The sequence below is a fragment of the Sphingobium sp. SA2 genome, from assembly GCF_032227065.1.
Classification (GTDB): Bacteria; Pseudomonadota; Alphaproteobacteria; order Sphingomonadales; family Sphingomonadaceae; genus Sphingobium.
The window spans coordinates 964,384-979,106 of record NZ_JAPMXX010000001.1 but is presented as its reverse complement, the minus strand read 5'-3'; the positions used below and the strand labels follow the sequence as shown (position 1 = coordinate 979,106).

Sequence of the window (14,723 nt, the reverse complement as noted above, 5' to 3'; positions counted from 1 at the left end):
GAATGTCTTTATTGTGGTCGTTCTTGGCGCATATTCACAACGTCGCCATACTGCCCAGTATCACTGTCGCCTGGCTGGATAGCGTTCCCCCATTCCCATGGGCCAGCGCGATGTCGACGGCGGGGATCTGGTTGGCGGCGATGCCCCTGACCTGGCGCGCTGCTTCGATGATCGCGAACAACCCGTACATGCCGGGATGGCAGCAGGACAGCCCGCCGCCATTGGTATTGACGGGCAATGCGCCGCCCGGCGCGATCCGGCCGTCGGACACGAACCGTCCGCCTTCCCCTTTTGGACAAAAGCCTAGATCTTCCAGAAACAGGATCGTGTTGATGGTGAAAGCATCATAGAGCTGGAGCACTTGCACATCGGCAGGTCCAACGCCTGCAGCCGCATAAGCCCGCGGACCCGACTCGGCCGCCGCCGTCGTCGTAATGTCGGGCAATTGCGCGATCGCGTTCGACCATGTCGCTGCCGCCGCGCCCAATAGCGGCACGGGCGATTGCACCAGCGTCGCCGCATGGTCGGTGCGCGTCATGACGATCGCCCCCGCGCCGTCGGTCACCAGGCAACAGTCGCGCGCGGACAGGGGGGAACTGATGATCCGGGCCGCCAGACAATCCTCGATGCTCAGCGGCCCCTTGGCAAAGGCTTCGGGGTTGCTATTCGCCCATAGCCGGGCCGACACGGCGACCTGTGCCATTTGTTCGCGGGTGGTGCCATAATCGTGCATGTGCCGGGCGGCCGCCAGCGCGTAGGAGGATAAAGGGAATAGGGGACGATAGGGCGCGTCCCAATTGTTGCTCTTGATCGGGGTCGAAAGTTTGCCGCCGCTGCTGCGCTGGTTCGATCCATAAGCGATCAGCGCCACGTCGATATAACCGGCATCGAGCGCCAGGGCGGCGGTGATCATGTGGCTCATGAACGACGATCCGCCGGTGCGGTTATTGTCGGTAAAGCGGGGGCTCAAGCCCAGATATTCGGCAAAGGACAGCCCCGCGAACAAATCGTCGGGCAGGCAGATGAACAGGCCATCGACATCGCTGAGCGACAGGTTGGCGTCCGCAATCGCGCCCATGCCGGCCTTGGCCGCCAGCTCCATGGCCGTATAGCCGGGCGCCTCGCCGATGCCGAACGTCGCCATGCCGGCAATGGCCGCTTCGCCGCGTGGGAATGTGCCGCCCATGTCAGTGCGCCACCGGCTTGAAGATGAGCAGCGGAGCGCCGTCTTCGTCGATGATATGGGCGCGCACGCGGCATCCAATCTGTAAGGTGTCGACGGTCGTCCCATCGACGCGGCTCATCAGGCGCACGCCTTCGTCAAGGTCGACCAGAACGACATTATAGGCCGAGGCAGGCGGCCGTTGCGATATCCATGTCAGCGAATAGACAGTGCCCATCCCCATCGATTCGATCCATTCGACATCGGTGTCGCCACTGCCAGGCTCTGCCAGACGGGGCGGAAAATAGACGGTGCCGCTCGATATGGCGCGCTGCAACAGGAAGCGCCCGTCGGCCAGCGCGGTGCGCCAATGCGCCTCAGGCCCGCTCATGCCGGTTGCGCCAGTTGGAGGGCGCCGCTGTCAACCAAGGCGTCGATCGCTGCATCCGACAGGCCCGTTTCGGCCAATATGGCACGCCCGTCGGCACCCAGCGCCGGGCCAGGATCGCCGATCGCACCGGGGGTACGCGAAAAACTCGTCGGTATGCCCGGAAAGCGCAACAGGCCTTCGTCCGTGTCGCGCTCTTCCCAAAATCCCGTCGCGACCAGATGCGGGTCGTGCAGCAAGTCACTCAGGCTGGCGATCGCCATCGCCGGGATTTGCGCCTTGCGCAGCAGGATGATCCATTCCTCGGTGCTGCGCTGTTCCATCACTTGGGCCACGCGCGCCAGCACGACACCGATATTTTCCGTCCGGCTACGCATGGACGCGAACATCGGGTCTTTGGACCAATCAGGATCGCCGATGGCCTGGAAGAAGGACCGCCAATGCTTGTCGTTGTAGATCATCACCCCGATGTAACCGTCGCTGGTTTTGTAGGGGCGGCGGGCCTCTGACGTTGCGCGGGGATATTCGGGCGGACCAAGAGGGGGCACGAATAGCGACCCGCACAGATGTTCGACGGTCGCGAACGACACCAGGGTTTCGAACATCGGCACCTCGATTTCCTGTCCCATGCCGTCGCGTTCGCGCGCAAACAGCGCGGCCATGACCGCATAGGCACCGGTCAACCCTGCCACCTTGTCCGCTACCACGGTGGCGAGGTAAGTCGGCTCGCCCTTCGAAAGGCGCGCCTGCAAGTCCACGATGCCGGATGCCGCCTGAACGATATCGTCATAGGCCGGATAGTCGCGATAGGGGCCGGAGCGGGCAAAACCATAGAGATTGGCGTAGATGATGCGAGGATTCGCCGCATTCAGCGCGGCATAGTCCAGGCCCAGCCGGGCGATCGCCTGCGCCCGCATCGAGTGGATGAAAACGTCCGCCGTCTTCGCCAGCGTCAGCAGCACGTCGCGCGCCGCGGGTTGCTTGAGGTCAAGGACAATGCTGCGCTTGCCCCGATTGACGTTCATGAACATGCCGCCCCGCGCCGGGTCGTTTCCCGGCGGCAAGTAGCGAGTGGTGTCGCCATCGGGGCTTTCCACCTTGATGACATCGGCACCTAGGTCGGCAAAGATCTGGGTCGCATATGGGCCCATCAACACGCTCGTCAGGTCCAATATCCTGACGCCCGCCAACGGTCCCTGGCCACGCCCGCTCATGCCGGTGCGCCCGCGCTTGCAAAGCCCATCCCCGGTCCTACCATCGCGCGTGCATGTGCGAGGGAGAGACGAGAATGAAGGTTCATCTGGTTGCGGCAGGCAAGTTCCACGATATCGATTTCGCGCGGCTGGAACTGCTCAAATTGCTGGCTGAACATGCTGAAATCCGTGCCTCCGTGTCTTCGGACTATGCCGATGTCGACCGCATCACGGCGGCCGATCTTTTGATAACCTATACTTGCGACCTCATGCCCACCCCGGACCAGACCGCCATGCTACGTAGCTGGGTAGAGCAGGGAGGGCGCTGGCTGGCACTCCATGGCACCAATTCAGTGCTGCGCTTTGCTCAGGATGGTGTTGTCGACACACCCGATGAACAGCCCGCCTTCACCCAGTTGCTGGGCACCCGCTTTGCCGGACATCCCCCGATAGCGCCGTTCAAGGTCGCCGTGACGCGCGGTGATCATGTCATGACGCAAGGACTGCGCGATTTTCGGATAGAGGATGAATTGTATCTGACCCATCGCACGGCCGATATCGACGTGCTGCTGCACACCAGCTTCACCGGCACCTGCGAGGAATTTCGCGACGCCCAGTGGGACGATCCCCAGGTGCCGGTCCTGTATGAACGGACGCTGGGCAAAGGCGCGATATTGTATCTGACGCTGGGCCATTGCCGGGGCCATTACGACCTGCAACCCATCGCCGGATTCTGGCCGCACCCACAGCGTTGCGCCTGGAACTACCCGGTTTTCTACGACCTGCTCCGCCGCGGGATAGGCTGGGGCCGGCCTCATTTGGGCTGATCCTTCGGCCCCGGACGCATCAGACGGATTTGCTGTTCCAGCAGGCGCAGCATGGGCTGGACCATGCTTTCCTCGATCGCCCCGGTCAGCAGGTTGATGGCCATGCCCTCCAACATCGTTTGCGACAGCGTCATGGCAAGGTCGAAGCTGACGGGATCGCTTTGCCATTCGGGGAAAAGCTGCACAGCCTGAGAATTGAATTTCTGCCGGAATTCGATCTGGAGCGGTTGGAGTATGCGCGCAAGGTCGGCGTTGGTGCGTGCGGCCAGAGCCAGCTCATGAAAGGCGACGAAGGCGGGTTTCTGCAACTGTCGCCAATAGGTGCTGACCATCGTCGATGCGTCATGGTCGGTCGTTTCCGCCGCCCGGCGAAAGGCGCGCAGCCGCTTTTCATGCAGTTCGACGATGGTCGCCTTGATCATCGCCGCGCCATTTTCGAAATGGTGCAACATCGCACCACGCGACAGGCCTGCTTCGGCGGCGACTTGCGGCGTTGTCGTATTGGCATAGCCAAATTTGACAATACATCTTATGGTCGCATCAATCAGCCGCGCACGTGTCTGTGCGCTTTTGAGCGATTGCTGCGTTGGTCCGGTGGCCGACTGCGCCTTGATCCCGCGGCGTGCAGTGGCTGGGCGCGCAGAGGCGAGAGCCATATATTTCGTCCTTTCAAAAAACAATCATGACTGTTTTTTCTCGTCGAAGTCAAGCCTGTTTGCGCGGGATTGTCTATGATGACGCCGTCAGAAGCCTATCGCCAGACCGATAAAAAACAGTCATGATTGTTTCCTGCTTGCGTCCGTCCGGCCGCTCGTTCATGAATAAGGGATGGAGAAACGGACAGCCTTGATAATTGGCGCATCCAGCGTTGGAGGTTTGGGCGAAGCTGCGGCTCGCCGACTCGCGCAGGATGGATGTGCGATCATTCTGGCGGGGCGGGCGGTTGAACGGTTGGCGCCTCTGGCGCAGGCGCTCGATGCCGATGTGGTTTCGTGCGACATATTGGACGAAGCCGCCATCGCGGCCCTTGCGGAACGCGCTGGCCCCGTGGACGTGCTGGTCAACGCATCGGGCACAACGTTGGGGCGATCGATCCTGAAAACCACCCGCGCCGACATCGAGGCGCAGTTGGCCATGCATGTCACGGCAAACATCCTGTTGCTCAAGCATTTCGGTGCCATCATGCCGCGCGGCGCGAGCATCATCCTCTTTTCATCGGTCGTCTCGCGCCTGGCGGGTCAAGGCTTGGTCGCTTACTCGGCGGCCAAGGCAGCGCTGGATCATGTCGTGCGGATTGCAGCGCTGGAATTCGGGCCGCTCGGCATCAGGGTCAATGCCGTTGCGCCAGGCTTTGCGCTCACACCAATGACAGAAGCATTTTTGAGCAATGCGCGGCTGGATGCGCTGTACCGCCGCGAAACGGCGCTCGGCGAACTGACGCAGCCCGACCAGGTCGCCGCCGCCATATCCTATCTGGCGGCGATCGATTGCTACACGACCGGCGACATCATGCAGATCAGCGGCGGCGCGCAGTTATGCCGTCTGCCACGTATCGAAGAACTCAAGGCATAGCAGGGAGCGGAAGATGGACCTTGGATTACAGGGCAAGAAAGCCATTCTGGTCGGCGCCGCACGGGGCATCGGCATGGCGGTTGCTGAAATACTGGCGCGCGAAGGCTGCGATCTCGCGATTACCGCCCGGTCTGAGGATAGCGTCAAGGACGCGATCGCGTCGCTTGGCCGTTATGGCACCCGCGTCATCGGAAAGCCGGTGAACGTCAAGAAAGCCGACGATTATAAGAGTTGGCTGCAATGGGCGATCGAGGAACTGGGTGGGTGCGACATATTGATTCCCATCAGCTCGGCGGGCGGCGGCATGGGCAGCGAGAAATATTGGAACAACGCCTTCGAAGTCGATGTGATGGGACCGGTCCGTGCCGTGGAGGCGGTGATCCCCGTGATGACCGAGCAACAGTCCGGCTCCATCATCCTGATTGCTTCCACCTCGACCGGCGAAGCCATGGGTGGTCCCCAGGCCTATAATGCGATGAAGGCCTCGCTCGTGACATGGGGCAAGCAGTTGGCGTTGTTCCATGGCAAGGATGGCATTCGCGTCAATGTCGTGTCGCCCGGCCCGATCGAGTTCGAAGGCGGCAATTGGGACATGATAAAGGGCACGATGGAGAAATTCTACAACAGCCAGTTGCGCCAACAACCCAGCGGCCGATTGGGCACGCCTGAAGAAGTGGCGCGGTGCATCGTTTTCCTGGCCAGCCCCGCGGCCAGCTGGTGCAACGGATCGCATCTGGTGGTCGATGGCGGTTTTACCAACCGCACCCATTTCTAACCATCCATTCCGGGCTTCACGCCCAAGGAAAGCAGCAATGGACGTCAAACGCAAAGTCGATGTCATCCGGGTTAACCCGCAGGACTGGCCCAATGGGACGCCTACCCAGAAGGAGGAAGACCCGGATCTGGGCTATGACATCATTCCGGCCGAACGCTATACCAGCCGCGCATTCATGCAGCTGGAATGGGATCGGATCTGGACGAAGGTGTGGCTGCTGGGCGGGCGGTCCGGCGATATTGCGGAGCCGGGCGACTATATCTGCACCGAAATCGGCAAGGAATCCGTCCTGATCGTGCGGCAGCAGGATGGCTCCATCCGGGCTTTCCCCAATGTCTGCCTGCACCGCGGCAATAAGTTGCGACCCGAAGGGCTAGGCAATGCCGAGCATTTCCAGTGCATGTATCATCACTGGACCTATGATCTCGGCGGCGCGATCACGCGCATTCCTGATCTGGATACCTTTCCGCAAGGGTGCCCGCCTGGTGCGGCCCTGCCCAGCTACCCCTGTGCGGAATGGGAGGGGTTCGTGTGGTTTTCGCTCAACCCCGATGTCGAGCCGCTGGACGAATATCTCGCGCCGATGCAGCAGCATATCGCGCCTTATCATGCTGACCGGATGGCGTGGACGCGCGACATTACGGTCGAATGGGACTGCAACTGGAAAGCCAGCGTCGATGCGTTCAACGAAACCTATCATGTCCAGGGCATCCATCCGCAGCTCTTATGGTATCTCGACGATATCCATGTGCAGATCGACTGTTACGACAAGCATAACCGCTATCTGATCCCGTTCGCGACGGTCAGCCCGCGCGTCGCGCTGCCGTCACAAATCCCACCAGCCATCCACGAGATCATGGTCAGTGCGGGGATGGACCCGGCTGAATATGAAGGACGTGTGAGCGACATCCGCCGCGACGTGCAACTGTTTAAACGCAAGCACGGTCCATCGCAGGGCAAGGATTATTCCGACCTCAACGACGATCAGCTGACCGACGATTATCATTATACCATCTTTCCCAACGTCTCGATGAACGTTCATGCCGACGACATCATGATGTTTCGTCAGCGCCCGCATGCGACCGACCCGGACAAGATGTATTATGATATCTGGATGTTCGAACTGGTGCCCGAAGGAGAACCCTGGCCCGAACGTCCCAAGCATAAATATTTCAAGCATGGCGACAAGTCGATCGGCCAGGTGCTGGACCAGGATGCCTTCAACCTGCCGACCGTTCAGAAAGGCATGCATTCCGACGCCTTCAAGGGTCTGTGGATCGGCGATCAGGAACTGCGCATCCGCCATTTTCACAGTGTGATCGACCGCTACGTCTATGGCCCCGATGGCAAGCGTCCGGGCGATGTCTGACATAGTGCGTCTTCAAGGAGTATAGTGATGCAGCTTTCCAGGGACGACCTGCTGGGCGCCTATCGCCGGATGGTCACGATCCGCAGCTTCGAGGAGCGGCTGCACGAAGAGATCAAAACCGGCGAGATTTTGGGTTTCACCCATCTCTACTGCGGTCAGGAAGCGGCGGCCGTGGGCGTATGCGACCATTTGACCAATGAAGATCTGATCGTGTCGACCCATCGCGGCCATGGCCATTGCATTGCCAAGGGATGCGATGTGAAGGGCATGATGAAGGAGATTTACGGCAAGCGTGACGGCCTGTGCAAAGGGCGTGGCGGGTCCATGCATATTGCGGACCTCTCGGTCGGGATGCTGGGCGCAAACGGTATCGTAGGTGCCGGCGCGCCGCAGGCGGTGGGCGCAGCGATCGCGGCGAAGCTGGACGGCAACGGGCGCGTAGCCATCGCCTTTTCCGGCGACGGCGCATGCAATCAGGGCACGACCTTCGAAGCCATGAACATGGCCGTCGTGGTCAAGGCACCGGCGATCTTCGTCTTTGAAAATAATCATTATTCCGAACATACCGGCGTCGATTATGCGGTCGGTACGAACAAGGATATTGCCAGCCGCGCCGAGGCGTTCGGCATGCGGGCCTGGCGTGCAGACGGGTGCGATTATTTCGACACCTATGAAGTCATGCGCGAATTGCTGGACTATGTTCGCGCGGGGAACGGCCCGGCGGCGATCGAACTCGATACCGAACGCTTTTACGGCCATTTCGAAGGCGACCCGCAACGCTATCGGGGGCCGGGCGAAATCGATCGCATTCGCGAGACACGCGATTGCCTCAAATCGTTTCGCGCGCGTGTGGGCGAAGCGAAGCTGATCGACATGGCGCAACTGGACGCGATCGACGCGGAAGTCGCGCAACTGATCGACGAGGCGACGGCGGAGGCCCGCGCGGCCGAGGTGCCCGACCCGGCGAGTGTCGCCGAAGATGTCTACGTCACATATTGAAGGGAAGCGGACACATGGCCATCATGAATATCCGCGAGGCGATCAGCAGCACGCTGATGTCCGAAATGGAGCGGGATTCCAGCATCATCGTGCTGGGTGAAGATGTCGTTGGCGGCGCGGGAACGGCCGGCGGTCAGGAAGCGATCGGCGGTATATGGGGTACGACCCCCGGCCTCTTCGCCAAATTCGGTGCCAATCGCGTGATCGACACGCCGATTTCCGAAAGCGCGATCATCGGCGCGGCGGCGGGCGCGGCGCTGGCCGGGAAACGCCCTGTCGCCGAATTGATGTTCGCCGATTTCGTCGGCGTCAGCCTGGACCAGCTATGGAATCAGATGGCGAAGTTTCGTTACATGTTCGGGGGCAAGACCAAATGCCCGGCCGTCGTGCGGCTGATCTACGGCGCGGGCATGAACACGGCGGCGCAGCATAGCCAGTCGGTCTATGCCATGTTGACCGCCATGCCGGGGCTGAAGGTTGTGCTGCCCACAACGCCGGCCGATGCCAAGGGGCTGCTGACCGAAGCCTTGCGCGGCGACGATCCTGTGATGTTCTTCGAACATAAGACGCTCTACGGCGTGAAGGGCGAAGTGCCCGACGGCGATTATCGCCAACCATTCGGCCAGGCGCGGATGGTGCGGGAGGGCGGCGACGTGACGGTCGTCGCCTGTGGCCGGATGGTCGGCTTTGGCGAGAAAGCGGCGGACAAACTGGCCAAGGACGGCATCGGCGTCGACCTCATCGACCTGCGCACCACCAGTCCGCTGGACGAGGAAGCGATATTGGACTCGGTGGAAACGACCGGACGGCTGGTGGTCGTGGACGAAAGCCCGCCAAGATGCAGCCTCGCCGCAGACATTTCCGCGATCGTAGCGTCCAAGGCCTTTACCAGCCTGCGCGCGCCACCGGTCATGGTCACCGGGCCGCATTCGCCCATCCCCTTTGCCCGCGAGCTGGAGCGGGCCTGGGTGCCTTCCCCCCAGAAGATCGAGGATGCAGTCCGCTCCGTCCTCGCTTTCCGATAAAGGGTAGGATGATGGCGATACTCAAGCCCTTCACCATGCCCAAATGGGGCATCGAAATGAGCGAAGGCACCATTGCCGAATGGATGGTCGCGGAAAATGCGCCGTTCGAACGGGGTACGACGCTGACGCTGATCGAAACCGACAAGATCACCAACGAGGTCGAGGCGGAGGCGCCCGGACGGTTCGTGCGGATCATCGCAAAGGCTGGGGAAACCTGTCCGGTCGGCGCGTTGCTGGCGGTCTTGAGCGATGGCGGCGAAGCAAGTGAAGCGGAGATCGACGCCGTCATCGCCGCCTTCAGGCCGGTCGATTCGAGTTTTGATGTGGCAGGCGAAGAGAATGCTGCGCCCGCCATGGTGGCAGAGCCAACCAAGCCGGTCGCGATCCCCATTCCCGACAACTTATTCATCAGCCCGGCAGCCCGGCAGAAGGTACTGGAGTCCGACATCGATGTGGCGGCCATCGCCGGGTCTGGTCGGGGCGGGCGGATCACGGCGCAGGATGTGGATCAGGCCATACGCCCGGCACCATCGACCAGCCTCGCTGGACCCTATCCGATGTCGCCCGACACCGGAGCCTTCGCTTCGCCCATGGCGCGGCGATTGTCGGCCATCCACAATGTCTCGCTCGACGGGATCGAAGGGTCGGGACCGCGAGGACGCATATGCAAGGCGGACGTACTGGCCAAGGCCGCGCGCGAGACAAAGATCGATACGCCTGTCGAAGCCGCCGCGCAGGCCCCCTCGGTCGCGGATGGCGATGGCATGACGATAACGCCCATGTCGTCCATGCGCCGCACCATCGCCCGCAGGTTGACCGAGGCGAAGGCAACCATCCCGCATTTTTACGTCCGGCGACGGGTGCGTGCCGACCGGCTGCTGGCGCTGCGCGCGGCGGTTACGGGGCAGAAGCCCAGCGTGAACGACTATCTGATCAAGGCCTGCGCATTGGCCTTGATGGAGGTGCCGCGCATGAACATCCAGGTGCATGGCACCGACATATATATGTTCGATGCCGCCGATATCGCGGTGGCCGTGGCGACGGACAAAGGACTGGTGACGCCCATCGTCACCCATGCCGACAATCGCAGCGTGGCGGACATATCGACCACCATGGTCGCCCTGGCGCAACGGGCGAAGGCCGGAAAGCTGCAGCCCCATGAATTTAGCGGCGGCAGCTTTTCCCTGTCCAATCTGGGCGGTTTCGGGGTTGAGCAGTTCGACGCCATCATCAATCCGCCGCAGGGCGCGATCCTGGCCGTGGGCACGGCGCGGCCCGAACCCATTGACGACGATGGTGCCTTGCGAATCGTGCCGGTGTTCCACCTGTCCCTGTCGTGCGATCATCGCGCGATCGACGGCGGGGACGGCGGACGGTTCATGGCTGCGCTCGCCAATCTGATCGAACATCCTGAACTGCTTTAACCATCGAGCGGGCGCAGCGACGCCGCCAAGGGAGGATAGCTTGAACTTTACATTGTCACCCGACCAGATCGAATTGCAGTCGGCCGCGCGCGATTTCGCCCGCGCCGAATTGCCCGGCATCGCGGCGGAACTGGAGCGGGACAACCGCCCGCCCAGCCATGATCTGATCAAGCGCTTTGCCGAAATGGGCTTTCTGGGCATCAACGTGTCATCCGACCTTGGCGGGCTGGGCCTAGGCAATATCGAAGCGTTGATCGTGCTGGAGGAATTTGCCAAGATTTCCTCGGCGGTCGCCTTTCCCATTTTTGAATCGTCGGTCGGCCCGGTGCGCGCCATCGAATATTTCGGCAGCGACAGCCTCAAGCGTCGGGTCGTCCCCGCCGTGTGCGCTGGCGAGATGGTGGTGGCGGTGTCGATGTCGGAGCCCGACGCAGGCAGCGCGCTGACCGACCTGAAAACCAAGGGTGTCGTCAAAGGCGACCGGGTTATCATCAACGGCACGAAGCGATGGTGTTCGGGCGGCGGACATGCCGACGCCTATGTCGTCTATTGCCGTTTGTCGGACGATCCGGGGGCCAAGGCGATTGGCGCGGTGCTGGTGGAAAAGGACCGGCCCGGCTTGAGCTTTGGTCCCAACGAACAGTTGATGGGCTTTCGCGGCGTGCCATCGTCGGACCTTAATTTCGACGATTGCGAAGTACCGGTCGAAAATATCATCGTGCCCGCCGGGGGCTTCAAGCAATTGATGGAAGCGTTCGATCTGGAACGGTGCGGCAATGCGACGATGGCGCTGGGCCAGGCCTCCGGCGCGCTGGAGGACGTGTCCGCCTATGTTCAGGAGCGCAAACAGTTCGGCAAACCCATCGTGGAGTTTCAGGCGGTCCAGTTGAAGCTCGCCGAAATGTATATGAAGTGCGAGGCGGCGCGGTTGCTGATCTGGCGTGCGGCGGCCAATGCGCAGGATGGCCTGCCGTCCATCCTGCATAGTTCGACGGGCAAATGCTTCGCCAACACCATCGCGCGCGAGGTGACCGGCGACGCCATGCAGTTGATGGGTGCCTATGGCTATTCCAAGGATTTCCCGATGGAACGCCGTTTGCGCGACAGTTGGGGCTGGGGCATTGCAGGCGGCGCGATCGACATTCAGAAGGTCAATATCGCCGGCGCCATGCTGGGCCGCCGGTTCGACCAGCGACGCTGAAGACGGGGCAGGGGGTCAGCCAGCTTGACGCTGCGCTACCCCTTCGCGGGTGTAGACTAAGTTGATGCTGGTGAAGGTCACCGCTTCCTCTTCAGATCCGACCAATACGGCATAGCGGGTCAGCGCTGTGCCCCGGTCGGCGCGCGTGGTCGATGGGCGCAGGTCGATGATCTCTGACGTGACATGGATGATGTCGCCTGCGCGGATGGCACGTTTCAGGCGCAATTCGTCCCAGCCAACACCGCAGACGAAATCAATGTCGCTGTTGATCTCATGATCGAGTTGCCGCCACATCGCCAGCACATGAATGCCGCTTGCCACCAGTTCGCCGAACACCGACTGTTTGGCCATGTCGGCATCGCTGTGGAACCATTGCGGGTCATAGGCGCGGGCAAAGGTCAAAATGGCGTCCTGCGTCACCAGCATGTCACGCGACTGACGGCGTTCGCCGACCACCAGATCCTCGAACGTGCGATGGGGCCGCGCTGGTACGAAGGTCGTCGGTTCGGACATGGTTAGCCTTTGTGTCAGATCATATCGAGGCGCGGCGTGGGCAGCAGGCGGATCAACCCTTCCTGCGCCACGGTGGCGATCAGTCGCCCGTCGGCGGTAAACATTTTGCCATGCCCGACCGACCGCGCATTCCCCGAAAAAGGGCTTTCGACGGCATATAGCAGCCATTCGTCGACGCGGAACGCCGGGTCATGAAACCAGAGGGCATGGTCGAGGCTCGCGGTTTGCAGATGGTCGTCGGCCCAATTCACCCCCAACGGTGCAAGCCCGGCATGCAGGATGTGCAGGTCCGACGCATAGGCGAGAAAGCATTGATGTTCGGCCAGGTCGTCGCCCAGCGGCGCCTTGAGCTTCACCCAAAATTGCCGATGCGAGGATTCGACCGGCACCGCGCCCAGGCGAAAGGGTTGAACCGGGCGCCACTCGAACAAGGCTTCGCGCCGCCAGAAGGGCCAGTGCCGACTCGGCAGAGCGTCGCCAAAGGACGCGATATGATCAGCCAGCGAAGGCAGGTCGTCGGGCGGCGGCACGTCGGGCATCGCGACATGCTGGCGCGGTCCTTCCTCGCGATCATGGAGCGAGGCTGACAGGCTGAGGATCAGCTTGCCATCCTGTTCCACCGCGACGCGACGCGCCGAAAAGCTGCGTCCGTCACGGTCGCGGGTCACGATGATGTCGATCGGGCGGTGAATGTCGCCGGGGCGCACGAAATAGGCGTGGCAACTATGCACTGCGCGTCCAGCGGGCGCTGTGCGTTGAACCGCTGCCAATGCCTGCGCCACCACCTGTCCGCCATAAAGGCGCAGCAGGTTGCTGGGGAAAGGCGTCGTGCGGAAATGGTCGGGCCGCACCCCGTCAAAGGCAAACAGCAGCGCCCGTTCGCTCGCCGCACTTTCCTGATCGTCACGCCGTGCCCCGTTCAGGGCGTCGCCCTGCGTCCTTATGTCGCTATCTGCCATGCCTCACCATGGCAGCGATCGGACGATATCGCGAGGGCGAAAATCTCATTCCCGAACGACGCAATCATGCAGCACCTGCTCGACCCGCGCCTCCGGCGGTACTTGGTTCAAACCGATGCGACGGTCCAGTTCCTCATGCCAATGATAGATGCGCCGTTCCTGATAGTTGAGCGGCATGCCACGAAAGCCTTTGCTCTCCAGCGATTCCTGGATCTGCGGTGCGAATTGCAGATCTTCGTATAGGATGCGTTCCCAATTGTTGATCCGCGTTTCCCACAACGGGCTGGGATTTTCGGGATCATGATCCGGCGCGATCCAACTCGACACGACCCGGCATGTCGTGTCCGACGTGGGCCAGAATTGCAGCAGCGGAATGCCGCTGTCGGAGGCGGGCATCACGAAATTGGGATAGATATGGTAGCTCACATTATTGTTGGCGGGGACTTCGGTCACCGACGGTATCTTCGGCATCCCGATGGTGCCGGGGTCGCGCCAGTCGGGGCGGCGGTTGGGGGTCAGCATCCGGCTATGGCCATTGGGCCAGAGCGTCACGAACATGCCGCGATGATCGAGGAAGCGATCCACCGTATTCTGGTGAATGGATTTGAGGTGATAGACTTCCAAAAAGGCGTCGAGCAGGATTTTGACGTTGCAGCCGACGTCATAGCTGCGCGAATCCACCCAGCGCAGCGAGTCGAGCGCATATTGGTCAAGTTCGCCCGCCATCGGGCCTAGATGGTCCATCAGCGGTTGCGCCTCGGCATCCTCGTTGACGAAGATGAGGTTGCCCAGCCGTTCGCACCGCACCGGGACAAGCGAGCGGCAGGCAAAGTCGAGGTCGACGAAATCGCGCTTGTCGCGGACCGCCGTCAGCTTGCCCTCCAGCGTGTAGCTCCACCCATGATAGCCACATACAAAGCCGCGTGATTCGCCCGCATCGGCGGTGACCAGCGGCGCGCCGCGATGCTGGCAAGTATTGTAGAAGGCCTGCACCTCGCCACTCAGGTCACGCACGATCAGGATGGGCGAACCGGTGTTGCGGGTCAGGAACCAACTACCCGGATTGGGCAACTGATCGGTATGTCCCGCAAACAGCCACGCACGGTTCCACATGCGTTCGCGCTCCAGCGTCAGGAAATCCTTGTCGACATAACGTGCGCCGGGAATATCGGGCAAATGCGGGAAATCTTCGGGCGGCGCCTTGCGCCCGCGTTCGAATTCCATCGTGTCGGCAACCTTGGCCGTGGCGAGGGCATTGAGTTCCATGATCACGCTCCTGATTGACTTGCCCTATCACAATCCAGCATAAAAACAAT

General features: G+C 61.5%; 15 protein-coding genes. 8 read left to right on the top strand and 7 right to left on the bottom strand.

Going from position 1 to position 14,723, the window contains the following annotated elements:
* Positions 1-34 precede the first annotated feature (34 nt).
* The 3 genes from OVY48_RS04730 to OVY48_RS04720 are packed head-to-tail and all read right to left on the bottom strand — an operon-like array spanning position 35 to position 2,764.
* Positions 35-1,186 (bottom strand): thiolase, encoded by a 1,152-nt coding sequence (locus OVY48_RS04730; RefSeq protein WP_313921931.1) that lies wholly within the window; start codon positions 1,184-1,186, stop codon positions 35-37.
* A 1-nt stretch (position 1,187) separates the two neighbouring features.
* Entirely contained in the window at positions 1,188-1,553 is a 366-nt protein-coding gene (locus tag OVY48_RS04725; RefSeq protein ID WP_069064396.1) for a Zn-ribbon domain-containing OB-fold protein, read from the bottom strand.
* The gene (locus tag OVY48_RS04720) at positions 1,550-2,764 is read right to left on the bottom strand and encodes a CoA transferase (protein WP_313921930.1); all 1,215 of its coding nucleotides are present in this window, start codon (positions 2,762-2,764) and stop codon (positions 1,550-1,552) included. The genes OVY48_RS04725 and OVY48_RS04720 overlap by 4 nt, the downstream gene beginning before the upstream one ends.
* Positions 2,765-2,838: 74 nt before the next feature.
* Between OVY48_RS04720 and OVY48_RS04715 the strand changes: the two genes are divergently transcribed.
* A complete protein-coding gene (locus OVY48_RS04715) occupies positions 2,839-3,570 on the top strand; it encodes a ThuA domain-containing protein (RefSeq protein ID WP_313921929.1) in 732 nt (243 codons plus the stop codon).
* Here OVY48_RS04715 and OVY48_RS04710 read toward each other — a convergent pair.
* Positions 3,558-4,226 carry a TetR/AcrR family transcriptional regulator gene (locus tag OVY48_RS04710; protein ID WP_313921928.1) on the bottom strand — a complete coding sequence of 223 codons (669 nt, stop codon included), beginning with the start codon at positions 4,224-4,226 and terminating at the stop codon, positions 3,558-3,560. The two genes, OVY48_RS04715 and OVY48_RS04710, sit on opposite strands and share 13 nt — an antisense overlap.
* Before the next feature lie 172 nt (positions 4,227-4,398).
* Between OVY48_RS04710 and OVY48_RS04705 the strand changes: the two genes are divergently transcribed.
* From OVY48_RS04705 to OVY48_RS04675, 7 genes are read left to right on the top strand one after another with little or no spacing between them, the layout of a single operon-like run.
* On the top strand, positions 4,399-5,142 hold the full coding sequence (locus tag OVY48_RS04705; RefSeq protein ID WP_313921927.1) for an SDR family NAD(P)-dependent oxidoreductase: 744 nt from the start codon (positions 4,399-4,401) through the stop codon (positions 5,140-5,142).
* A 13-nt stretch (positions 5,143-5,155) separates the two neighbouring features.
* Positions 5,156-5,917, top strand: coding sequence for an SDR family NAD(P)-dependent oxidoreductase (locus OVY48_RS04700; RefSeq protein ID WP_069064391.1), 762 nt, complete (start codon positions 5,156-5,158; stop codon positions 5,915-5,917).
* A 37-nt stretch (positions 5,918-5,954) separates the two neighbouring features.
* Positions 5,955-7,286 (top strand): aromatic ring-hydroxylating dioxygenase subunit alpha, encoded by a 1,332-nt coding sequence (locus tag OVY48_RS04695; RefSeq protein WP_313921926.1) that lies wholly within the window; start codon positions 5,955-5,957, stop codon positions 7,284-7,286.
* Between the two features lie 27 nt (positions 7,287-7,313).
* Positions 7,314-8,285, top strand: a complete 972-nt coding sequence (locus tag OVY48_RS04690; RefSeq protein WP_069064389.1) for a thiamine pyrophosphate-dependent dehydrogenase E1 component subunit alpha — start codon at positions 7,314-7,316, stop codon at positions 8,283-8,285.
* 14 nt (positions 8,286-8,299) lie between these two features.
* Complete coding sequence (locus OVY48_RS04685) at positions 8,300-9,310, top strand: alpha-ketoacid dehydrogenase subunit beta (protein WP_069064388.1); 1,011 nt, start codon at positions 8,300-8,302, stop codon at positions 9,308-9,310.
* Positions 9,311-9,321: 11 nt separating this feature from the next.
* Positions 9,322-10,734, top strand: coding sequence for a 2-oxo acid dehydrogenase subunit E2 (locus OVY48_RS04680; protein WP_409592960.1), 1,413 nt, complete (start codon positions 9,322-9,324; stop codon positions 10,732-10,734).
* 40 nt (positions 10,735-10,774) lie between these two features.
* Positions 10,775-11,935 (top strand): acyl-CoA dehydrogenase family protein, encoded by a 1,161-nt coding sequence (locus tag OVY48_RS04675; RefSeq protein WP_313921924.1) that lies wholly within the window; start codon positions 10,775-10,777, stop codon positions 11,933-11,935.
* 15 nt (positions 11,936-11,950) lie between these two features.
* Here OVY48_RS04675 and OVY48_RS04670 read toward each other — a convergent pair whose 3' ends face one another.
* From OVY48_RS04670 to OVY48_RS04660, 3 genes are read right to left on the bottom strand one after another with little or no spacing between them, the layout of a single operon-like run.
* Positions 11,951-12,448 (bottom strand): MaoC/PaaZ C-terminal domain-containing protein, encoded by a 498-nt coding sequence (locus OVY48_RS04670; RefSeq protein ID WP_313921923.1) that lies wholly within the window; start codon positions 12,446-12,448, stop codon positions 11,951-11,953.
* 14 nt (positions 12,449-12,462) lie between these two features.
* Positions 12,463-13,407, bottom strand: a complete 945-nt coding sequence (locus tag OVY48_RS04665; RefSeq protein ID WP_313921922.1) for an acyl-CoA thioesterase II — start codon at positions 13,405-13,407, stop codon at positions 12,463-12,465.
* Between the two features lie 45 nt (positions 13,408-13,452).
* On the bottom strand, positions 13,453-14,673 hold the full coding sequence (locus tag OVY48_RS04660; protein WP_313921921.1) for an aromatic ring-hydroxylating dioxygenase subunit alpha: 1,221 nt from the start codon (positions 14,671-14,673) through the stop codon (positions 13,453-13,455).
* Positions 14,674-14,723 lie beyond the last annotated feature (50 nt).